General features: G+C 67.3%; 22 protein-coding genes. 6 read left to right on the forward strand and 16 right to left on the reverse strand.

The annotated features are described in order from the left end of the window. Positions 1-36 precede the first annotated feature (36 nt). From BJF87_RS24800 to BJF87_RS24810, 3 genes are all read left to right on the forward strand, one after another. Complete coding sequence (locus BJF87_RS24800; RefSeq protein WP_006360590.1) at positions 37-1,713, forward strand: class I adenylate-forming enzyme family protein; 1,677 nt, start codon at positions 37-39, stop codon at positions 1,711-1,713. 21 nt (positions 1,714-1,734) lie between these two features. Continuing rightward, positions 1,735-2,880 carry an acyl-CoA dehydrogenase family protein gene (locus BJF87_RS24805; RefSeq protein ID WP_006360591.1) on the forward strand — a complete coding sequence of 382 codons (1,146 nt, stop codon included), beginning with the start codon at positions 1,735-1,737 and terminating at the stop codon, positions 2,878-2,880. 96 nt (positions 2,881-2,976) lie between these two features. Then, positions 2,977-3,651, forward strand: a complete 675-nt coding sequence (locus BJF87_RS24810) for a TetR/AcrR family transcriptional regulator (RefSeq protein WP_006360592.1) — start codon at positions 2,977-2,979, stop codon at positions 3,649-3,651. On the opposite strand, the gene BJF87_RS24815 is transcribed toward BJF87_RS24810, so the two are convergent. Then, complete coding sequence (locus BJF87_RS24815) at positions 3,625-4,245, reverse strand: TetR/AcrR family transcriptional regulator (RefSeq protein ID WP_006360593.1); 621 nt, start codon at positions 4,243-4,245, stop codon at positions 3,625-3,627. The two genes, BJF87_RS24810 and BJF87_RS24815, sit on opposite strands and share 27 nt — an antisense overlap. Before the next feature lie 76 nt (positions 4,246-4,321). On the opposite strand from BJF87_RS24815, the gene BJF87_RS24820 reads away from it, so the two are divergent. Then, positions 4,322-5,206 carry an alpha/beta fold hydrolase gene (locus BJF87_RS24820; RefSeq protein WP_042376155.1) on the forward strand — a complete coding sequence of 295 codons (885 nt, stop codon included), beginning with the start codon at positions 4,322-4,324 and terminating at the stop codon, positions 5,204-5,206. Between the two features lie 17 nt (positions 5,207-5,223). Here BJF87_RS24820 and BJF87_RS24825 read toward each other — a convergent pair whose 3' ends face one another. Next, positions 5,224-5,436, reverse strand: a complete 213-nt coding sequence (locus BJF87_RS24825) for a dodecin (protein ID WP_006360595.1) — start codon at positions 5,434-5,436, stop codon at positions 5,224-5,226. A gap of 96 nt (positions 5,437-5,532) precedes the next feature. On the opposite strand from BJF87_RS24825, the gene BJF87_RS24830 reads away from it, so the two are divergent. Beyond that, positions 5,533-5,940, forward strand: coding sequence for a YchJ family protein (locus BJF87_RS24830; protein WP_006360596.1), 408 nt, complete (start codon positions 5,533-5,535; stop codon positions 5,938-5,940). A 16-nt stretch (positions 5,941-5,956) separates the two neighbouring features. On the opposite strand, the gene BJF87_RS24835 is transcribed toward BJF87_RS24830, so the two are convergent. The 5 genes from BJF87_RS24835 to BJF87_RS24855 all read right to left on the reverse strand — a co-directional run bounded on the left by BJF87_RS24835 (position 5,957) and on the right by BJF87_RS24855 (position 10,957). Beyond that, complete coding sequence (locus BJF87_RS24835; RefSeq protein ID WP_139319595.1) at positions 5,957-6,901, reverse strand: antibiotic biosynthesis monooxygenase; 945 nt, start codon at positions 6,899-6,901, stop codon at positions 5,957-5,959. An 8-nt stretch (positions 6,902-6,909) separates the two neighbouring features. Beyond that, positions 6,910-8,307 carry an amidohydrolase family protein gene (locus BJF87_RS24840; protein WP_006360598.1) on the reverse strand — a complete coding sequence of 466 codons (1,398 nt, stop codon included), beginning with the start codon at positions 8,305-8,307 and terminating at the stop codon, positions 6,910-6,912. 255 nt (positions 8,308-8,562) lie between these two features. Then, positions 8,563-9,195: a DUF2461 domain-containing protein gene (locus BJF87_RS24845; RefSeq protein WP_006360599.1), complete on the reverse strand. Its 633-nt coding sequence runs from the start codon at positions 9,193-9,195 to the stop codon at positions 8,563-8,565. Next, positions 9,192-10,304 (reverse strand): DUF6670 family protein, encoded by a 1,113-nt coding sequence (locus BJF87_RS24850; RefSeq protein WP_042376153.1) that lies wholly within the window; start codon positions 10,302-10,304, stop codon positions 9,192-9,194. Before BJF87_RS24850 ends, BJF87_RS24845 begins: the two co-directional genes overlap by 4 nt. Beyond that, positions 10,301-10,957 (reverse strand): CHAP domain-containing protein, encoded by a 657-nt coding sequence (locus BJF87_RS24855; RefSeq protein ID WP_006360601.1) that lies wholly within the window; start codon positions 10,955-10,957, stop codon positions 10,301-10,303. The genes BJF87_RS24850 and BJF87_RS24855 overlap by 4 nt, the downstream gene beginning before the upstream one ends. 122 nt (positions 10,958-11,079) lie before the next feature. Between BJF87_RS24855 and BJF87_RS24860 the strand changes: the two genes are divergently transcribed. Beyond that, the gene (locus BJF87_RS24860; protein ID WP_042376151.1) at positions 11,080-12,585 is read left to right on the forward strand and encodes a phospholipase D-like domain-containing protein; all 1,506 of its coding nucleotides are present in this window, start codon (positions 11,080-11,082) and stop codon (positions 12,583-12,585) included. Here BJF87_RS24860 and phnN read toward each other — a convergent pair. Genes phnN through phnG form a run of 9 tightly spaced genes read right to left on the reverse strand, consistent with a single transcriptional unit; the run spans position 12,530 to position 19,901 of the window. After that, positions 12,530-13,165 (reverse strand): phosphonate metabolism protein/1,5-bisphosphokinase (PRPP-forming) PhnN, encoded by a 636-nt coding sequence (gene phnN / locus BJF87_RS24865; protein WP_081790111.1) that lies wholly within the window; start codon positions 13,163-13,165, stop codon positions 12,530-12,532. The two genes, BJF87_RS24860 and phnN, sit on opposite strands and share 56 nt — an antisense overlap. Continuing rightward, a complete protein-coding gene (locus BJF87_RS24870; protein WP_042376149.1) occupies positions 13,162-14,337 on the reverse strand; it encodes an alpha-D-ribose 1-methylphosphonate 5-triphosphate diphosphatase in 1,176 nt (391 codons plus the stop codon). Before BJF87_RS24870 ends, phnN begins: the two co-directional genes overlap by 4 nt. Then, positions 14,334-15,113, reverse strand: coding sequence for a DUF1045 domain-containing protein (locus BJF87_RS24875; RefSeq protein ID WP_042376145.1), 780 nt, complete (start codon positions 15,111-15,113; stop codon positions 14,334-14,336). The genes BJF87_RS24870 and BJF87_RS24875 overlap by 4 nt, the downstream gene beginning before the upstream one ends. After that, positions 15,110-15,871 (reverse strand): phosphonate C-P lyase system protein PhnL, encoded by a 762-nt coding sequence (phnL, locus tag BJF87_RS24880; protein ID WP_042376143.1) that lies wholly within the window; start codon positions 15,869-15,871, stop codon positions 15,110-15,112. Before phnL ends, BJF87_RS24875 begins: the two co-directional genes overlap by 4 nt. Next, positions 15,868-16,647: a phosphonate C-P lyase system protein PhnK gene (phnK, locus tag BJF87_RS24885; RefSeq protein WP_042376141.1), complete on the reverse strand. Its 780-nt coding sequence runs from the start codon at positions 16,645-16,647 to the stop codon at positions 15,868-15,870. Before phnK ends, phnL begins: the two co-directional genes overlap by 4 nt. Beyond that, the gene (locus tag BJF87_RS24890) at positions 16,644-17,579 is read right to left on the reverse strand and encodes an alpha-D-ribose 1-methylphosphonate 5-phosphate C-P-lyase PhnJ (protein ID WP_262339136.1); all 936 of its coding nucleotides are present in this window, start codon (positions 17,577-17,579) and stop codon (positions 16,644-16,646) included. Before BJF87_RS24890 ends, phnK begins: the two co-directional genes overlap by 4 nt. Then, positions 17,576-18,724 carry a carbon-phosphorus lyase complex subunit PhnI gene (locus BJF87_RS24895; RefSeq protein WP_081790110.1) on the reverse strand — a complete coding sequence of 383 codons (1,149 nt, stop codon included), beginning with the start codon at positions 18,722-18,724 and terminating at the stop codon, positions 17,576-17,578. Before BJF87_RS24895 ends, BJF87_RS24890 begins: the two co-directional genes overlap by 4 nt. Next, complete coding sequence (gene phnH, locus BJF87_RS24900; RefSeq protein ID WP_035755347.1) at positions 18,724-19,356, reverse strand: phosphonate C-P lyase system protein PhnH; 633 nt, start codon at positions 19,354-19,356, stop codon at positions 18,724-18,726. The genes BJF87_RS24895 and phnH overlap by 1 nt, the downstream gene beginning before the upstream one ends. Then, complete coding sequence (gene phnG, locus BJF87_RS27155; protein WP_222844794.1) at positions 19,353-19,901, reverse strand: phosphonate C-P lyase system protein PhnG; 549 nt, start codon at positions 19,899-19,901, stop codon at positions 19,353-19,355. The genes phnH and phnG overlap by 4 nt, the downstream gene beginning before the upstream one ends. Positions 19,902-19,916: the final 15 nt, after the last annotated feature.

A 19,916-nucleotide genomic window follows, 5' to 3' on the forward strand; every position in this document is an offset into this window, starting at 1 on the left:
CCACCCCGGACCGAGAAGAGAACCGAGGGAATCGACATGACCCCCGAGACGAGTTACGTCTACGACGCGCACGCGTACCGAAGTTTCTTCGAGCACGAGTTCACCTACCTGAACGGATTCCGCCGCAACGTCGGCCGCTACGCCGGCGAGGTCGCGATGATCGACCCACTCACCGGCCGCCAGTGGACGTACGCCCAACTCGGTTCGGCGGTGGACGAACTCGCGGCCGGTCTCGCCGATCGCGGGGTGACCGACGGCGACGTGGTGGGTTACCAGTTGCTCAACGGCCCGGAGTTCGCCCAGCTCTACCTGGCGACGCAGGCAGCCGGAGCGGTCGGGTCGCCGGTGAACTTCCGGCTCGCGGCCGGGGAGACGGCTGTCATCCTCGACATCAGCCGGCCGAAGGTCTACGTCTACGACGCCTCCATCGGTGCGATGGTCGACGAGGCCGTCGCGCTCGCCGACCACACGCCGGAACTGCTCGTCGGAGTCGGCGACGGGGAACTCGTCCCCGGCTCCATCCGCTTCGACGACCTACCCGTCACCGGCGGTGCGGCGCCGACCGTCGCGCGTGGCGTCTTCGACGAGACCACCCGGCTGTACACATCAGGGACGACCGGGATGCCCAAGGCGGTGCCGATGAACTCGGCCATCGAGATCTTTTCGGCGCACGACGTGATCATGCACTTCCCTCTGTCCCCGGACGACCGGACGCTGAACATGACGCCCTGGTTCCACCGGGGCGGACTCTACTGCGCCGGGCCCAATCCGTCGTTCTACCTGGGTTCCTCGGTCGTCCCGATGCGCACGTTCGATCCGGAGCTGACGCTCGACTGGGTGGAGAAGTACCGGCTGACGTTCCTGATCGGTGCGCCGACCAACCTGGCGATGCTCGCCGGCGCACAGTCGGCGAACCCGCGCGATCTCACCAGTCTGCGCGGCATCGTCACGATGGGCGCACCGCTCGAACGTGAGGCGGCGCTGCGCTACCAAGAGGTCCTCACCCCGCGGATCTTCAACGGCTACGGCAGCACCGAGGGTTTCTGGAACACCTTCCTGCGTCCCGACGACCTGCCCGATCACGCCGGTACCGCCGGCCGCGCCTGCATCGACGACGACGTCCGCGTGGTCCGCGTCCACGACGACGGCCATCTGGCGAGCCCGGATGAGGTCGTCGCCCGCGACGGTGAAGAAGTCGGCGAGGTCATCATTCGGTCGCCCAAATGCGCGGCCGCCTACTACGACTCCCCACAGCAGGAGAGGGCGAAGTACAACGGGAGCTGGCTGCACATCGGCGACCTGGCCACCTGGGATTCGGGCGAGTTCGTCACCATCGTCGGACGCAAGGACGACATGCTCCTGTCCGGCGGCGAGAACGTCCACCCGGTCCAGGTCGAGGAGGCGCTGAACGGCCATCCGGGCGTGTCGGATTCGCTGGTGGTGGGTGTCCCCGACGAGCAGTGGGGAAGTCTCGTAGTCGCCTACATCGTACCCGCCGACGGGGATGCGCCAACGCCAGAGGATCTCGACGCGTACTGCCGCACACATCCGATGCTGTCGCGCTTCAAACGGCCACGCGCATACCGCATCGTCGAGTCCCTACCCGTGTCGGCGACCGGGAAGAAGCTGCACTACAAGGCCGCCGAATCCGCTGCACGGGAGATGACCGACGGCGCATTCGCCGCGCCGGCCACCGACCGCGTCCACGGCTGACACACCCGAACGGGAGAATCGATGTCCTCACTCACCCACGAGCTCGAACACAAGCACTTCCGTGAGACGGTCAGACGCTTTGTGGCCGAACAGATCACGCCTGCGCACGCCGACTGGGAGAACGCCGGGCAGTGGGATCGCGGCCTCTTCGTCGAGGCGGGCAAGAACGGGCTCCTCGGCTTTCCCGTACCCGAACAGTTCGGTGGTCCCGGGGTCGACGACTTCCGATACAACGCGATCCTGATCGACGAGGTGGCGCGGACCGGCGCCGCCGCCGAGGCCATCGCTTTCTCCCTGCAGAACGACGTCGTCCTGCCGTATCTCACCGAGCTGACCACCGACGAGCAGAAGGCGCGCTGGCTGCCCGGAGTGGTCGGCGGCGACACCGTGCTGGGGATCGCGATGACCGAACCCGGGGCGGGCAGCGACCTCACCGGTATCCGCACGTCCGCCGTCCGCGACGGCGACCACTACGTCGTCAACGGTGCGAAGACCTTCATCTCCAACGGTCGCAACGGCGACCTCTTCGTCGTCGCCACCCGGACGAGTTCCGAGAAGCACAAGGGGCTCACGCTTTTCGTCGTCGAGGCCGACACTCCCGGATTCGTGCGGGGTCGCAAACTCGACAAGATCGGCCTGCACGCGCAGGACACCAGCGAACTCTCCTTCGAGGACATGCGCGTCCCCGCGGCCAACCGGCTGGGCGAGGAGGGTGAGGGCTTCTATCAGCTCGTCCGCAACCTTCCGCAGGAACGGCTGTCGCTGGCCGTCGGTGCCGTCGCGGCCGCTGAGGGCACCTTCGCGCGCACCCTGGAGTACGTGCGGGAGCGCACCGCGTTCGGATCGCCGGTCTCGTCGTTCCAGAACACCCAGTTCGTCGCCGCCGAGCTCGCGACCGAACTCGACATCGCCCGCACGTTCCTCGACGACTGCATCGCCGAACACGCGGCCGGGGAGCTGACGCCCGCGCGGGCCGCGAAACTCAAATGGTGGGCCACCGAGCTGCAGGTACGCACCGCCGACCGATGCCTGCAACTGCACGGCGGCTACGGCTACATGCGCGAGTACCCGGTGTCGCGCGCGTTCGTCGACGCCCGCATCCAGACCATCTACGGCGGCACCACCGAGATCATGAAGACCATCGTCGCCAAAGACCTCGGTCTGTAGGACTTGTACAGTGAGCGAACCCTGATTCATCGCGCCGGGTCCACAGTCCGGTGGTTCGAATCGATGCTCATGAGCGGACCAGAAGGAAGTACTGCGATGGCGAAACCCGCCACGGCGAGGTCGTCGGCCGACCTGGCCGTCGAGGAGGCGGTGCGCGCGGTGCGCGTCACCACGCGCCGCCGTCATCTGCTCGACGCCGCGGTGAAGGTCATGGAGCGCACCGGCTTCCACCAGATGTCGATGCAGGCGCTCGCCGAGGAGGCGCAGGTGAGCGTCGGCCTGTTCTACAAGTACTTCGGCGGCAAGGAAGAGATCCTGCTCGCCGCGATCGTCGACATTCTCGAGGCGTTCCGCGATCAGCTCCAGCCCGCCATGGACCGTGCCGGCGACGACCCCGTCGAGCAGTTGATCGCGGGATTCCGTCAGTACGCGACCATCGTCGACGAGAACCGCGACGCCGTCGTGCTGACCTACCGGGAGAGCCGCACCCTCGACGCGGCGGGACGCGAGCGGATCAAGGAACTCGAGGTCGAGACCTCCGCCCCGATGCGTGCCGCGGTCACCGCCGGCATCGAGGCCGGGCTCATCCTCGATGTCGACGCCGACCTCGTGGTCTTCGACCTGATGATGCTGGCGCACGGATGGGCCCTCAAACATTGGCATTTCGCGCCCGGATACGACCTCGACCGGTACGTCGAGGCCCAGCTCCGCTTCGCGTTGCAGTCCCTCGTCGTCGAGGACGCCCTACCGACCTACCTCGCCCGACTGTGAGATCGCTTCCGTCCGTGCCTGTGTGGTGAGCGCTCGCGCGTAACAGCCCATCGCTCGACCCGCGGCGAGGATCGCGTCGGTGGAGCGCTGGGTGCGGGCGACGATGAACGCTCCCTCGAGTGCCGAGACCACCGCCGACATCAGTGAGCGGGCGTCCGCCACGGGGAGTCCGCGCGCCGTGAACAGCGCCGCGCCGGCGTCGATCCACGATGACATGACCTCTGCGGCGATCTCTCGGAGGTCCGGTTCGGCGTCGGCGATCTCACCTGCGACGGTCCCCACGGGGCACATGTTCAGCCAGCCGCCCTGTTCGATGGTCTCTGCTGCGGCGACGAACGCCGCCTCGATCCCGTCGGCGGGGTCGTCGTAGGGCGCCAGGAGCATGCCGACCAACTCACCGTAGGCCGTTCCGGACTGTCGGAGTGCGGCCGCCGCGATGTCGCGCTTGCCGCCCTTGAAGTGGTGGTAGATCGATCCGATGGGGGCATCGGACAACTCGACGACCTGTTTGATCCCGGTCGCGGCATACCCCTGCCGGCGCAGGAGTTCGGTCATCGCCATCACGATGCGTTCATCGGTCTTCACCCTGGCCATTCTAGAACAACTATTCTAGAATGATCATTCTAGAGGCCTGATCGGTCTCGTCCGTTCAAGGCGAGGAGCACGCGTCATGACCGAGCTCAACCAGACGACAAGCGCCGAGGAAGGCGCTCTCAAGCGCATCGAGACACCCGCCGGCACCGTCGAGTACGCGGAGGACGGAGCGGGGCCGCCGGTGGTGTTCCTGCATGGGCTGCTCATGGACCACACGGTGTGGGATGAGGTGATCCCGTTGCTGCCGAGTGGCTTTCGCTACATCCGGCCGATCCTTCCCCTCGGGTCGCACCGGGTCCCGCTCAGCGCGGATGCGGACCTGTCGATGGACGGGATGGTCGGACTGGTCGCGGACATTCTCGAGGCCCTCGACCTGCGCGACGTGACCCTCGTCCATTCCGATTGGGGCGGTTCGCTGTTCCTCACCGCTCTCGGGCGGGACGAGCGTGTCGCGAGAATGGTGATCCTCCCGTGCGAGGCCTTCGAGAACTTCCCGCCCGGATTGCCCGGCAAGATGGCCACCCTGGCGGTGCGGCTGCCCGGGGGTATCACCCTCGCGGCGCGCAAGCTACGGATCGGGTGGCTTCGGCGACTGCCGATGCTGTGGGGATGGATGATCAACAAGCCCGTCGACGACGAACGAATGCGCCGATGGACCGATCCGGTCCTGCGTGACCCTCGTATCCGGCGCGACGTCACCAAATACGCGACGACGTCCTTTGAGCCCGCCGAGCTGGTCCGGAAGACCGAGGCGCTCAAGAGTTTCGACGGCGAGGTGCTCGTGCTGTGGTCGCCCGACAACCGGGTGATGCCACCGGCGCACGGACCTCGACTCGCCGAACTCGTGCCTCGGGGCCGCTATGCCGAGATCCCCGGGGCGGCGGTGCTGTCCATGCTCGACGAACCGCAGGCCGTCGCGCGCGAGATCGGCGCGTTCCTCACCGCCGCGCCAGGCGACTAGAACGTCTCGGCCCCGGGTCAGGCGCCTTCGATCTTGAAACCGACTTTCAGGGTGACCTGGAAGTGTGCGATCTGACCGTCTTCGATGTGTCCGCGGGTCTCGGTCACCTCGAACCAGTCCAGATGGTTGACCGTCTGGGACGCGCGGGCGATGGCGTTCCGGATCGCGTCGTCGGTGCCGGTCGCGGCCGAACCGACCACTTCGATGACCCGATAAACATTGTCGGACAAGGATTCTCCCTCCATTGGCGTCGGTCCGGTCACCTCACGGGCAACCGGACCGCCTCTTGGGTGACCTCGTTTCTGTCTACCCCTAAGATGCGGGGAATGAACACCGAATCGGCAAACCGTGATCCCGGCGCGCGGTGTCCGTGTCTGTCCGGCTTTCCCTTCGGCGAATGCTGCGGACCGGTCCTCGCCGGTGAGCGCGCCGCGCCGACCGCCGAGGCGCTGATGCGGTCGCGCTTCACCGCTTTCGCCCTCGGTGATCTCAACCACCTGCGGGTCACCTGGCATCCCGACACCCGCCCGGACGACCTCGAACTCGACGACGCGATGCGCTGGTACCGCCTCGACGTCGAGTCGACGAACGGTGGATCGCCGTTCGACACCGAGGGGGAGGTCACCTTCACCGCGTACTACAAGTCCGGCTCCGAGCGGGGGTCTCTCCACGAGCGCAGCCGTTTCACCCGGTACGACGGGCGATGGGTCTACCTCGACGGGATCGTCGGCTGAAACGTGTCCGCCGGTCTCAGGCGTCCATGTAGTCCCAGAACTGAAGCCACGTGACATTGGCGAAGAGGGCGAGACAGGCGCTGTAGATCGCCAGGATCGCGATTGCGCCTGCGAGATTGCTGCGCCAACCGTCGCCGTCGACCGGATCGAGCCAGCGGCGGAACGGTTTGGCTGCCCACGGCATGAGCCACCACTGCATCAACCCGACGCTCACGACCTGACTGAGCCACAATGCGAGCCACGGCTCCGCCCCGGCGTCGTCGAGGACCGGTCCGAGGAAACGGGACAGGATCATCACCGTCGGGTACAGAACAAGCAGCACCATCATCGCCGACTTCCAGTTCGGCGTCTGACGGATGCGGCCGTGGTCGGTGCGCACCGTGGTGCCGAAGGCGGTGGTGGCCGACATCGTCTCGAAGTCGTGGGTCAGGCTCGACCGCAACACGTCGAGTGCCTCACCGCGTTCCCGCGACGATACCCAGGCCGACAGTTGCCGGTCGGTGCGGAACCTCAGTACGGACAACGCGGTGTTCGTCTCGTCGTCGACGAAGAGCGCGGTTCCCTCATAGCCGCTGAAACCGCTTGCCGCACCGGTCAGCTCGCGCTGGGCGTCGAGGAACTCCGCGGATCTGCCGGGCACGATCTCGTGTCGGAAGGCGCCGACGCCCGGTGGAGGAGCCTCCCCGTCGACGAGTTCGAGCGTCGGCGCCGACGGCAGCCAACCGAGATCGCGTCCCTTGCGCAGGATTTCCGCGCGCCGGGCGCTGTCGACCCACCGGTCACATGCCATCTCGTCGACGAAGGTCGCCGCCACCGCCGGTTCGAAATGGCCATCGGTCACCGTCGAGATGTCGGTGCCGAGGCAGCCCTCGGTGTCGGCCGCCGACGCGGCGAGCAATGCCGCCCAGTCGGCGAATCCCGCCTGCGAAGCGGGATGAAAGACGGACAGGGTGACAACCATCGCGCCGGCTACACCACCACTCGTCGGCCCTGGACGTAGACCTCGGCGACCGAGGATTCGCGAATACCCATCAGCAGCCCGAAGAGGGTCTGATCGCGGGCGAGCATGGGATCGTCGGAGCGGACCGCATTCTCCAGCGTGGCTTTCAGGCCGTCGGCCGGCTCGATGACGAGGAAGTCCGCCTCCTTGCCCTCGTCGAAGTTGCCGAAGCGACTCTCCATGTCGAGTGCGCGCGCTCCGCCGAGTGTTCCGATGAACAGCATTTCCGCCGGATGCATCGACACCCCCGCCTCGCCGGGTTCGGTGATGTGTTGCTTGAAGGCGTCGCCGAGTACGCGGGGGATGAGCCACTCGTCACCGCCCCCGAAATCGGTTCCCGCGGAGATGTTCACCCCGGACGCGACCGTGCGTTTCCACGGCATCGTCCCGGAACCGAGGAACAGCTGCGACACCGGGCAATGCGAGATCGACGTCCCGGTCTCGGCCATGCGCGCCAGTTCGGAGTCCTGGCAGTGCACGGAGTGCGCGAGGATGGTGCGCGGACCGAGCAGGCTCTTGCCGCCGACCTGTGATCCCGGCAGGAACTTCCCGTCGTAGGTGTCGAGATACGAGTCGACCTGATAGACGTTCTTGGTCGTGTCGATCTCGCCGGTTCCGGGCCGGCCGTTCTCGTTGAGATGGGTGTGCACGTAGACGCCCCGGTCGCGGTACTCGTCGTAGAGCTCGCCGAGGTTCTGCAGTGTCTGGGTGGTCACCGACAACGAGAACCTCGGGACGATCGCCACATGCAGGAGCGCGGTCCGGTAGTCGCCGGTGTCGGCGGCGTGCCACTTCTCGATCTCGTCCCTCGTCAGGCGGATCGCGTCGTCTTCAGAGGTGAGTAGCGGTTTCGCGGTGTCACCGCCGACCGTCTGGATTCCGCGCCCGGAGACGAGGCGCAGACCCGTCCTTCGGGTCTCCTCGAACAGCGCGTCCTGGGCGTGGGGAAACGCCGAACCGAATGCCATCATCGCGGTGGTGCCGGCCGCGACCCGTCGCTTGGTGAACTCGACGGCTGCGGCCTGCGCGAACTCGGGGTCGGCGAACCTCGACTCGGACGGGAAGATGCAGAGGTTCAGCCATTCCAGGAGTTGCCCGCCACCGTAGGAGTCGCCCGCGTACGTCTGCGGGAAGTGGATGTGGGTGTCGACGAAACCGGGGATCAGGTAACCGCCGGAATGCTCGTGCCGTCGAGCGGAGGCGAACTCCGCTGGTAGCCCGGACTTCTCGCCGCAGTACTTGATCATGCCGTCGGCCCCGATCGCCAGGGCGCCGTCGGGGATCTCCACGAGAGCGTCGGACGCTTCGGTGATCAAGGGGCTGCCGGCCAGATGGAAGATGTGACCGTGGTGGACATGATCGGTCATCGAAAGCTCCTCCGCTCACGAGCTGACATCACGTAATCGGGCATCACCGCACGAGAATTCCACGCTCGTCACGGTGGTGCAGAACGATATGGGCGTGGCGCGGTGGACGTCGTCGTCACAGGCTCGCAGCCAGTATGAACAGCCCTACCCGAGCGGCAGGGGCGAGATCGCGAACCGCTACCGATTCGTGTCCGTCGGGCCCTCCCACCCGACGCGCCGCGGCGTCGCGCGAAAGTCGTTCGTGTGGCTCACCGTTCAGGTGGCGGCGTGGCGGACGATCCAGTCGACGAGCGTGTTGGTCTCACGCCAGTCCTTACGGACGCGGTCGACGAGTGTCGGGGTGTGGATGACCTCGTCGAAGCCGTAGTCGCGGCCGGCGAAGAGCGACTTGTGGCGCAGGAGTTCGATGCGCGGGTGATCGGCGTCGTAGCCGCGGGGAGCGGTCTTCAGGCGGTCGCCGCCGATCTCCCATCCGGCCTTGGCGAGTTTGCGGACGATGCGCTCGAGTTCGGGTCCGTGCCGGTCGTGGTCGATGGCCTTGCGCAGCTCGGCGAGCCGTGCCGGCCCGGCCTCGTAGAAACCGGCACCGACCCGGACGCCGGGTGCGCCGATCTGGATGTAGTACCCGGTGGCCGGTGCCACCGCAACGAATGCACCCTGGTGCGTCTTGTACGGCGACTTGTCCTTGGAGAAGCGCACGTCGCGGTACGGGCGGAACAGTTTGGCGGCGCCGAACTCGTCGGCGAGTTCTTCGGTGAGCGCCGTCATCGGTTCCGCGACCGCCGTCCGATAGGTCTCTTTGTGCTGCTCCCAGAAGAACTTCGAGTTGTCGATCTCGAGGTCGTCGTAGAAGTCGAGAGCGGCTTCGGGGAATCCGTCGAAGCTCATGGCGTTCCTGTCGTCGCTGCGCCGGGCACGGTTCGGTGGCGCTGGGGCCGTTCGTCGATGTGCTCGGAGTATCCGCGCGTGGTGAACTCCTCACCGTCGATGCGCACCCGGGCCTCGTAGCCGGAGATGTGGCCCCGTCCGATCGCGAATCGTTGCGGGCAGTCGTAGGTTCCGACGACCGAGACTCCGTCGCAACCGAACTCGAAGACACGGGGGAGAAATCGCTCGCTTCCATGCGTGTTCACGGCGGGGGTGTCGTCCGTTTCGAGGATGCGGTGGTATCCCTCGTGCACCTTGTGATCGGCTGTGCCGTCGAGTGATCGGCGGATGACGTTGGTCTCGACGATGCTGCCGGCGACCCCCAGTTGGGTGAACAGGATCTGGCGCTCACCTGGCAGATCGACTACGTGATAGCTGAACCACTCCAGCGGGATCTGTCGGTGCGTGGCCCGGCGGAGCGCCACGTAGGGACTGATGGATCGCGCGTACTCGAGGTTCCCCACGCCCGAGATCTCCGTCGTCACACCGCGGTGCGTCACCTCGCCCCGGTAGCGGCCCACGTGTCCGATGTGGTGCCAGACAGGTGATTTGACGAACCAGGTGGGATTGGGTCGGCATGTCATCGTCAGCGTTGCGTCCAGGTCGCCGGCATGGATCCGGATGTCGAACTCCGGATGCGTTCCGGTGATCGAGGCCAGAGAGCCGAACTCCGCACGGTCCGGGGCGAACCGCCCCTCGCGTCGGATGGAGAGCACCTCCCGTGTGTAGGCGCTGTCCGCCCCGCTCGACGCAGAGGCGACGATGATGTCCTGCGGGTCGTCGGAGGTGGCCTCCTCGGGGAAGTCGAAGGCGCGGAGACCGGTCATACCGGCCATCACCATGAGGCTCAGATAGCGATGCGGGTCGGGCAGCGACGGCAACATGAGGCCGTAGTGGCTCCACCCGAAGCGGCCGGACAACTCGGTGTGCGGGAGGAGGTCGAGGGACGCGTCGAAGGGCTTCTGCGACGCGCGGTGTGCGGCGTCGGTGAAGTGCCGGGCCACGGCAAGGGCGGGGCGTAGGGCCGCCGGCGGCCGTGAGCGGTAGACGTGCCGAGCGTCGTCGGTCATCGCCCGGTGCCCCGCTCGAGGTCGACGCGTCCGAACCCGACGACGCCGCCGTCGGACCCCCAGTGCAGTTCGTGTACCCGAATCTTCCGCATCTCGTTGCCCCCGACCGTCGTGGCCTCGTCGCCGTCGACCCAGACCACGATATTGGTGTGCTGGCCCAGCGCCGACGACCGGTCGTAGAGCACGACGTCGCCCACGCGGGGCGTGTAGTCGCCGACCGGCTCGAAACGACCGGAGTCCTCGAAGTACTCCTGCAGGGTGAACACCCCTGGTATCCGCCAGTGCCCCGAGTGGGGGTTGGCGAACGGTGTTCCGGCCTCTCGCATGATCCAGCTGACGAAGTTCGCGCACCACGGCTCGTCGACGCCTTCGGAGTAGAAGGTGCCCGGACGCTGCGCGGCGTGCTCGGCGCGGAGCAACTCGACGATCCGGTTCTGCGTCGGCGTCAGTTGTCCGGCGTCGACCTGGGGAAACTCCGCCGTGTCCCACGGCAGCCACCGCTCGGGGACGGTGCGCCAGGCGATCACGCCGACGCCCAGAACGAGGACCAGGACAACCGCTGCGGCGACGACGAACGGCCGGCGTCGTCGACGGGGCGGACGTTCTTCGAGGTCCCCGTATTTCACGAGGTCGCTGGCCGAGTCGGGTCTCATCTCGACGAGTGTAAGGACCCCCCACATGGTGCGGTGCCGCGCCGAGCGTCGGCTGTTGGCAGAATGGCGGACTGGCGGGGGCTGCGAACCACGACCGTGAGAAGAACGGGGCGGAAGACGACATGACTGACGAACCGGGGCACGAGCCGATCCTGCGTGCCGGGGACACCTGTCGGGAGATCGCCACCGCCGACCGCGTCGCCTGCATCGTCGATGCGGCGGACTACTTCCTGCACGCCAAGTCGGCGCTGCTACAGGCTCGACGCCGAGTCATCCTGATCGGCTGGGATGTCGACACCCGCATCAGCCTGGACCCACGGTCACCGGAGGGAGAGGTCCCAGACCGTCTCGGCGAGTTCCTCAAATGGCTCGGCGCCAACCGGCCGGGCCTCGAGATCTACGTGCTGCGCTGGAGCACGGGTGCCTTCACCGGGCTGCTGCGCGGTGTGGCGCCGCCGTTCGTCCAGGACCTGCTGACCGGGCGTCGACTGCATTTCCGGATCGATGCCGCCCATCCGGTGTCGGCCGCACATCACCAGAAGATCGCCGTCATCGACGACCAGTTCGCGTTCTGCGGTGGCATCGACATGACAGTCGACCGCTGGGATACTTCGGAACATCTCTCGCACAACGACTTCCGTCGCGACCCTGACGGCGAACCGCATGGTCCGTGGCATGACGTGACGGTTGCGCTCGACGGGGATGCGGCACGTGCCGTCGCGGGTGTCGCCGTCGACCGTTGGGAAGCGGCGACCGGTGAACGTCTGGCGCCACTCGTCGACACCGACGGTCCCGACATCTGGCCCGAGGATCTCGGGGTCACGTTCACCGACTGCGAGGTCGGGGTCGCCCGCACCATCCCGCACTACAACGATCGTGACGAGGTCGACGAGATCCGCCGGCTCTACAAGGCGGCCTTCGCGGCTGCGCGGCGCACGATCTACATCGAGAGCCAGTACCTGGCGGCCCGCGAGATCGCAGACGCACTGGCCGAACGACTCGCCGAACCCGACGGCCCGGAGATCGTCGTGGTCCTTCCACGGCACGCCGACAGCCCGGTCGAACGGCTGGCCATGGACGGCGCACGGCACAAACTGCTCCGGCTGCTGTGGCGTGCCGACGTCCACGACCGGTTCCGCGCCTACTACCCGGTGACCTCGGAGGGTGACGAGATCTACGTGCACGCCAAGGTGCTCGTCGTCGACGACATCCTGCTGCGCGTCGGATCGTCCAATCTCAACAACCGGTCGCTGGGCTTCGACAGTGAATGCGACGTGGCGATCGAGGCGAGCCGCGACGACCCCGACCAAGCGGGACGACGCGACACCATCACCTCGATGCGGACGCGGCTGCTGTCGGAGCACCTCGGCGTCGATGCCGAGGAGTTCGACGACGCAGTGCGCGAGAAGGATTCGCTGATCGGCGCGATCGAGTCCCTGGCCACACCGGGCCGCACGCTCGAACTCTTCGACCGTGAGGTGATCGAGGACGAGGCGTCGATCATCGCCGAGAACGAACTCGTGGACCCGGAAGAGGCCGGGACGCCGGTGCTCGAGAGGCTGTACCGCGGGGTCATCCGGTACGGGTCGAGAATCCGGCCGCGACGTCAGGGCTCGGTGGTCGAGTAGCCGAGGACCTCGGCTCGCCGGATCTCGTCGTGACCGTGGTGAGCGGACTGATCGCCCGGATCAGTTGCGCGCCTCCCTCGGCCACCGTTCCGTGGTTGACGATCACGACGTCACCGGCACGATGCGGTGCCGGATCGGGACGCCGAAGACGTGCCGCCACGTCGTCGGTGGATTCGCGTCCGCGCGCCTGCAGTCGCCGCCGGCGCACCGCATCGCTCACCTCGACGCGCACGACCACGAGACGTTCGTACCGCTGGGCCAACTCGTCGAGCACGGACCGGGAGACGTTCACGACGACCGGCCGTCCGCTCGTCACCATGTCGTCGATTCCGACGGGGATCCCGTACCGCAGGCCGTGCGCGCCCCAGTGGACGGCGAACTCGCCACGGGCACAGGCGGAGTCGAATTCGATCTCGGTGACCGGCAGGTGATCCTCGCCCGGACCGGCCGGGCGGGTGATCACCCGACGCGGAAAGTGCGCCTCGGAATGCTCGGCGGCATAAGCCATCAGTGAATCCTTGCCGGCCCCGCTGGCGCCCACCACGGCGACGAACGCGCCCGGTCCGAGCGGTGTACTCACGTGACGCGGGTGCCCGCGCGGTACACACCTCGGACCACCGGGACATCCACACCACCTGGATGACGGTGCGTCGGAGACGAATACGACCGCACCCGCACGAGGTCGGCGCGCTTGCCGATCGCGATCTCGCCACGATCGTCGAAGCCGACCGCCCGGGCGGGGTTACCGCTGATCAGTTTGGCGCCCGCGACGAGATCGAGTGAGCCCTCGCCGGCGAGCTGGAAGACGGCCTGGAGCGGACTCGCCGGCACATAGTCCGACGACAGGATGTGCAGCAACCCGCGTTCGAGGAGATCGGCCGCCGCGACATTGCCGGACTGGCTGCCACCGCGCGCGATGTTGGGTGCACCCATCACGACCTGCAACCCGCGTCGGGTGGCACTCTCGGCCGCGGCGATCGTGGTGGGGAACTCGGAGATGTGCACTCCCAGGCCGAGTGACTCGTCGACGTGCTCTTCGGTGGCGTCGTCGTGGGCGGCAAGCGTGATTCCGCGCTCGATGGCGAGGGCCGCGATCGTCTTGCGGTTCAGGTCGGAGTACCGCTGCGACTGATCGATCCGTTCGGAGATGTAGCGGTCCAGGTCCTCCGGCGACATCTGGTGTTTGCCCCCGTAGTACTTCTTGAACTGTTCGACATCGGCGAACTGTCGCTCACCGGGCGCATGGTCCATGAGCGAGGCGAGGCGCACATGCGGGTCGTCGGCGAACTCGTTGAACGCGTCGACGCAGTCCGCGGTGGACACCTCGCAACGGAGGTGAATCGCATGGTCGGCGCGCAGCAGGCCGGCATCGACCGCCTGGGTCACCGCATCGGCGAGGCGGTGCGCGGCGGCCGCTGTGGTGTCCTCGGACTCCGATTCCGACCCGATGCGGACCGCGTCGAGGACCGTGGTGGCCCCGGCTGCGGCCATCTGGGCGTCGTGGGCCAGGACGGCGGGCAGCGGGTCCCAGAAGACTCCCGGCCGCGGGGTGAAGTGGTATTCGAGGTGGTCGGTGTGCACCTCGACCACACCCGGCATCAGGTAGTCGCCCTCGAGGTCGGCTCCGCGCGGGGCCGGCGAGGTCTGCAGGCCGATGTCGGCGATCAGGCCGTCCCGGATGAGGACACTGCCGTGCAGGATCTGGTCCTCGAGGACGATTCGGGCGTTGGAGAGCACCGTGTCGTTGCTCATCGGGTGATTCCTTCCATGGTGCTCGTGCCGGGTGAGCGAGGTGGGAGCGGGGCGCAGACTTTCATCGGGTGAACCGAGTGGAGGAGGAACGGTGCGTCGGGTGTCGCCTGGGTGAACACCGTCAACGCGTCGAGCGGGATGTCCTGGCCGAGAACGTCGCCGAACCATGACTCCAGCACGTCGGAGACCACGGACTGCCGGGCGTCGGGGATCCGGTCGGTGAGGGTGAGATGAAACCGGAACTCGTCGAGAACGTATGGGTAGCCCCAGTAGTCGAGCAGGTCCCGCTGACGTTCGGTGAGGGCGTCCGGATTCCGGCGTGCGCGGTCGTGGTCGGTCAGCGGCGCGCGGAACGCGTCGAGTTCGGTGACGACGGCATCGGCCACCGAACGCAGCGGCGTGTCATCGGCACCGGGCACCAACGCGAAGAACGAGCCGAGCCGGCCCAGCCGCAGACGCGGGACCGATGCGGCCGGTGTGCGAGCCGCGAGATGGTCCACAGCCCTGACCAGTTCGTCCAGCGACCGCCCGGGGGCGAGATGGAAGGGCGGCTTCAGCGTTCCGTGGAATCCATAGGAACGGGCGGCGACGGTGATCGCGTCCACTTCGTCGCGGGTCCATCCCGCAGGTGTCCGACGGGGTACGTCGCGACCGTCGACCGCCCGACCCAACCACTCCTCGGCATGTCCTCGAAGCCGGGTCGCATGCGCGCCCGCCGGCGATGAGGTCGGCCCGAATCCCGGTGCGGCGTACACGGCCGCCCGCCACACGGTCATGCCACGGCTCCGTTGTGTTCCTGTGTTGTGGGCCGCGGGGTGAACGACGCGACGTCGATCAGTCGGTCGGCCACCGCGGTTCGCACATACGAGTCATGGAAGATGCCGAGCATTCCGGTTCCGCGCGAGCACTTCTCGCGGATGAGATCGATCACGACGTCGCGGTTGTGCGCATCCAGCGAGGCGGTCGGCTCGTCGAGCAGGAGCAGCGGCAGGTCGGGCAGGAACCCGCGAGCGATGTTGACCCGTTGCTGCTCACCACCGGAGAACGTGGCCGGTGGCAGTCCCCAGAGTCGTTCGGGGATGCTGAGTCGGGTCAGCAGGTCGGCGGCCCGCTCCTCGGCGACGTCGGCGTCGGCACCGCGTTCGAGCAGTGGCTCGGCGACGACCTGCAGGGCCGGGACCCGCGGGACACAGCGCAGGAACTGACTCACATAACCGACCTGGTTGCGTCGCGCCGCCAGTATCCGACGGGGGTCGGTGGCCGCGAGGTCGACGGTTCCGTCATTGCCGCTCAGCAAGATCCGGCCACGGTCGACACCGTAGTTGCCGTACACCATCTTCAGGATGGAGCTCTTGCCCGCCCCCGAAGTGCCGTCGAGGACGACACATTCGCCGCGGTGGACCCGGAACCCGAGGCCGGACAGGACCGGTAGCTCGACGCCGTCCTGCAGGTGCATCACGAAGGTCTTGTCGACGCCCACCACATCGAGAAGAGGCGAGTCGGTGCTGTGTTCGGTGGAGGTGGTCACGGTCATCCTTGCAGGATCGATGAGACGAGGAGTTGGGTGTAGGCGGCTTGCGGATCGTCGAGAACGCGGTCGGTGAGACCGGATTCGACGACGCGCCCGCCCTTCATGACGACCGTGCGGTGCGACAGCAATCGCGCCACCGCCAGGTCGTGCGTGACGATCACGACGGCCAGCCCGAGGTCGGCGACCAGTCTGCGCACCAGATCGAGCAGTCGGGCCTGCACGGAGACGTCGAGCCCGCTGGTCGGTTCGTCCATGAAGACCAGGCGCGGTGCAACGACCAGGTTCCGGGCGATCTGGAGGCGCTGACGCATACCGCCGGAGAAGTTCACCGGCGCATCGTCGATGCGGTCGACCGGGATCTCCACGCGCTCGAGCCATTCCGCCGCGGTCTGTCGGATCTGTCCGTAGTGGCGATTCCCGGTGGCCATGAGCGGTTCGCCGATGTTGCCACCCGCGCTGACATGCATACGCAGGCCGTCCGCGGGATTCTGGTGGACGAAACCCCATTCGGTGCGCCACAGGTGACGCACCGCGCTCTCGCTGAGCGAGGCCAGGTCGACCACCTGCCCGTCGGCGAGCCGATAGTGGATCTCGCCCTCGGACAGGGACAGTCGCTGCGACAGCGTGCCGAGGAGCGTCGACTTGCCGGATCCCGACTCGCCGACCACGGCGAGGACCTCGCCGGGCCACAGGTCGAAATCGACGTCGCGGCAACCGTACCGGTGGCCGTACCGATGGCCGGCGCCGCGGACGCTCAACAGGGGTGCTTCGTCGGTCATGCTCCGACCTCCTCGTCGGTTCGGATGGCGTTGCGTTCGCAGTGATCGGTGTCCGAGCACACGAACATCGCGGTGCCGGAGTCGTCGGTGATGACCTCGTCGAGGTACACGCCGACGGAACCGCAGATGGCGCAGGGGCGATCGAAGCGCTGCGGTTCGAACGGGTGGTCGTCGAAGCCGAGGCTCTCCACCCGGGTGAACGGCGGGATCGCGTAGATGCGCTTCTCCCGGCCGGCGCCGAAGAGCTGCAAGGCCGGGTTCATGTGCATCTTCGGATTGTCGAAGCTCGGAATGGGCGATGGCGCCATCAGATAGCGTCCGTTGACCATCACCGGGTAGTCGTACGTGGTGGCGATGTGCCCCAGGGATGCGATGTCCTCGTACAGTTTCACGTACATCAGCCCGTAGTCCTCGAGCGCATGCAGTCGGCTGGTCTCGGTCTCGCGGGGCTCGAGGAATCGCAACGGCTCGGGGATCGGCACCTGGTAGACGATGATCTGTCCCGCGGTCAGCGGCGTCTCGGGAATCCGGTGGCGGGTCTGGATCACCGTGGCCTCTTCGGTCACCGTCGTGGTGGCCACGCCGGACACCTCGGCGAAGAAAGCTCGGATGGACACCGCGTTGGTGGTGTCGTCGGCGCCCTGATCGATCACCTTCAGCACGTCGTCACCGCCGAGGACCGCCGCGGTGACCTGAACGCCGCCGGTACCCCAGCCGCGGGGCATGGGCACCTCACGCGAGGCGAACGGAACCTGAAATCCGGGTATGGCAACGGCTTTGAGCAGCGACCGGCGGATCATCCGCTTGGTCTGCTCGTCGAGATAGCCGATGTTGTAAGCGATCGGGTTGTGACCGGGGTTGTTGTGATCGGCGTTGTGGTGCTCGGTGAGGTTGTGGTCGAGGGAATTGTGGGCGATGGGGGTGACGGTCATGATGCCTCCGTGTCGGGTTCGGCGGTGCCGAACCCGGTGGTGGGTGCGCTACTGGGGGTGCTGGTGGGATCGTCGGCGACACCGGCCGCGCGACGGCGGAAGTCCGCGTGGAGCTGCCGGACAAGTACGAGTTCGGCCTGGAAGTCGACGTAGTGGGGCAGTTTCAGGTGTTCGACGAACCCGGTCGCGGCCACATTGTCGGCGTGGCTGATGACGAACTCCTCGTCCTGGGCGGGGGCGACGACCCGTTCGGCGAACTCGTCGGTCCGCAGCGCGCGATCGACGAGGGACATCGACATGGCTTTGCGTTCGCCTCGTCCGAATGTCAGTCCATAACCGCGGGTGAATTGTGCCGGTGTGTCGGAGTTCCCGGTGAACTGGTTGATCATCTGGCATTCGGTGACCTCGATGCGACCCATCGGAATCGCGAATCCGAGTTCCGGGGCGACGTATTCGACCTCCACCTCGCCGACGCGGATCTCACCGGCGAACGGGTGAGTTCGCCCGTAGCCGCGCTGTGTGGAGTAGCCCAGGGACAGGAGGAAACCCTCGTCACCGCGCGCCAGGGCCTGGAGGCGGCCGGCGCGGGACATCGGGAACGTGGTGGGGTCGCGAGTGATGTCCGTCGGCTCGGGGTCCGCGGGATTCGGTTCGGCCGGTTCGATGAGGTCGCCGCCGGCGAGAAGATCGGTGACCCGCGGCATGTGCACGTCCCCGGCGAGGTCCGCCGGCTCCGGGCCGTCGGTGTCGCGTTCGGTGAACAGGCGGTGGGTGTAGTCGAAGGTCGCTCCGAGTTGCTGCCCGCCGGGCAGGTCCTTGTAGGTCGCCGACACCCGGCGCTGCGGGGGCAGCGCGCCCGTGTCGACCGGCTCGGAGTATCCGAAACGCGGCAGCGTCGTGCGGTACGACCGGACCAGGGTGATGGCCTCGAGAACGTCGCCCTGAGCCTGGGCGATCGCCCGCCCGGCGAGCTCGGGATCGTAGAGCGATCCCTCGCTCATCACCCGCGCCACCAGGACGCCGAGCTGCCCGGCGATCTGGGTGGCGGTGACGACCGGTGACCCGGTGTCACCGCGACCTTCCTTGGCGAGCAGGGCATGGGCGTTGGCGATGGCGCGTTCGCCGCCCTTCACGGCTACGTACATCAGATCTCCTGGGGATCGAGGCGAGTGGTGCGAGGGAGCCCGACGAGGTGGTCGTCGGCGACGAGCACGAGGTCGACGCCCCGCGGGAACACTGCGGTGTTGCGATGCCACATCTGGGCGAAGTCGCGCCAGGCGCCGGGTAACTCGACGGCCTGCGTGGTCTCGATCCCGGGGCCGCGGCCGACGAATCGGGCTGTCCGATCCTCGACGGGTGAGGCGAGGAGCACGGTTGCCGACTGATGGGGTGCTTCGTCGGTCCCGACGGCCAGGGTGTCCAGGGGCGGCAGTGATGCGACGTCGGCGGCGATGACGAAGTGGGCCGATGTGGGGTCGTCGACCACGCGGACGCCGGTGTGGAACGTGAGCCAGGCGCGGACGGCCGGCGTCGCCGACAGCTCGGGTGCGAGCCACGCGGTGCAGTCGACATCAAGGAGGGTCAATGCGACTGCGCCCAGTCCGGGTCCGAGTGGTTGTGGTGCCGCGGGTGCGCCGGCGACGGCGCAGCGTCGACCGGGATTGGAAAGAGCCTCGAGAACGGCCCGGAACGTTGCCTGCGCTGCACGCGTCGGATCGTCGAAACCCGGTGCGGGAACTAGGGTGTCGTTTGTTTCGGTAGGGACGGTGGTGGTCATTCGTGCTCCCTGGAGACGTTGAAGAAGTCCACGAGTGTGCTGCGGGCTTCGGCGCGGCGTGCGGTGTCGAGGTCGTCGGCTGCCTTCCGCATCGGTTCGACGACCTCGGCGAGTACGCGCGCTCGCTCGGTGTCGTCGCACAGGAGGGCGTCGAAACATGCTGCGGCGTGGGCATGGTCGCGATTCGTCCCCAGGATGTAGGCCGAGCCCACCGCATCGGCGGACAGCGGTGCACCGTGGAGGCGTACCGTCGCGCGGGTGACGGTGGCCTCACCGACGTTGAATCGGTCGCCGACCGAGTCGATCCGGGCGCGGAGCATCACCAGTCCGGTCTCCGGGCTGCGGATCTCCTGGACGGCGGGCTTGGGTTCCCACTGGTGCCATGCGCCTCGACGGCCTCGGCGGGTGAGGATGCGAGCGTGCGCATCCAGTTCTGTCGCGCGGTGACGGCTGGGTCTGCGGCGTCCGCGGCGTTGCGATCTGTCGTCGCAGTCATCGGTCCTCCGGGGTGTGTGAAAGCGGTGGGAATGCGGGTCTGATCTCAGATCTCAAGTTGTCTA

This window comes from Gordonia sp. CNJ-863 (genome assembly GCF_001942325.1).
GTDB lineage: Bacteria > Actinomycetota > Actinomycetes > Mycobacteriales > Mycobacteriaceae > Gordonia > Gordonia alkanivorans.

Excerpts from the sequence above, each read along its gene's own strand:
- BJF87_RS24805 (WP_006360591.1), top strand. The coding sequence starts at position 1,735 with ATGTCCTCACTCACCCACGAGCTCGAACACAAGCACTTCCGTGAGACG.
- BJF87_RS24850 (WP_042376153.1), bottom strand. The coding sequence starts at position 10,304 with ATGACCGACGACGCTCGGCACGTCTACCGCTCACGGCCGCCGGCGGCC.
- BJF87_RS24870 (WP_042376149.1), bottom strand. The coding sequence starts at position 14,337 with ATGAGCAACGACACGGTGCTCTCCAACGCCCGAATCGTCCTCGAGGAC.
- phnH (WP_035755347.1), bottom strand. The coding sequence starts at position 19,356 with ATGACCACCACCGTCCCTACCGAAACAAACGACACCCTAGTTCCCGCA.
- BJF87_RS24840 (WP_006360598.1), bottom strand. The coding sequence starts at position 8,307 with ATGACCGATCATGTCCACCACGGTCACATCTTCCATCTGGCCGGCAGC.
- BJF87_RS24855 (WP_006360601.1), bottom strand. The coding sequence starts at position 10,957 with ATGAGACCCGACTCGGCCAGCGACCTCGTGAAATACGGGGACCTCGAA.
- BJF87_RS24875 (WP_042376145.1), bottom strand. The coding sequence starts at position 15,113 with ATGACCGTGTGGCGGGCGGCCGTGTACGCCGCACCGGGATTCGGGCCG.
- phnL (WP_042376143.1), bottom strand. The coding sequence starts at position 15,871 with ATGACCGTGACCACCTCCACCGAACACAGCACCGACTCGCCTCTTCTC.
- BJF87_RS24895 (WP_081790110.1), bottom strand. The coding sequence starts at position 18,724 with ATGTACGTAGCCGTGAAGGGCGGCGAACGCGCCATCGCCAACGCCCAT.
- BJF87_RS24830 (WP_006360596.1), top strand. The coding sequence starts at position 5,533 with ATGAACACCGAATCGGCAAACCGTGATCCCGGCGCGCGGTGTCCGTGT.
- phnK (WP_042376141.1), bottom strand. The coding sequence starts at position 16,647 with ATGACCGACGAAGCACCCCTGTTGAGCGTCCGCGGCGCCGGCCATCGG.
- BJF87_RS24810 (WP_006360592.1), top strand. The coding sequence starts at position 2,977 with ATGGCGAAACCCGCCACGGCGAGGTCGTCGGCCGACCTGGCCGTCGAG.
- BJF87_RS24835 (WP_139319595.1), bottom strand. The coding sequence starts at position 6,901 with ATGGTTGTCACCCTGTCCGTCTTTCATCCCGCTTCGCAGGCGGGATTC.
- BJF87_RS24845 (WP_006360599.1), bottom strand. The coding sequence starts at position 9,195 with ATGAGCTTCGACGGATTCCCCGAAGCCGCTCTCGACTTCTACGACGAC.
- BJF87_RS24815 (WP_006360593.1), bottom strand. The coding sequence starts at position 4,245 with ATGGCCAGGGTGAAGACCGATGAACGCATCGTGATGGCGATGACCGAA.
- BJF87_RS24820 (WP_042376155.1), top strand. The coding sequence starts at position 4,322 with ATGACCGAGCTCAACCAGACGACAAGCGCCGAGGAAGGCGCTCTCAAG.
- BJF87_RS24800 (WP_006360590.1), top strand. The coding sequence starts at position 37 with ATGACCCCCGAGACGAGTTACGTCTACGACGCGCACGCGTACCGAAGT.
- BJF87_RS24890 (WP_262339136.1), bottom strand. The coding sequence starts at position 17,579 with ATGACCGTCACCCCCATCGCCCACAATTCCCTCGACCACAACCTCACC.
- BJF87_RS24860 (WP_042376151.1), top strand. The coding sequence starts at position 11,080 with ATGACTGACGAACCGGGGCACGAGCCGATCCTGCGTGCCGGGGACACC.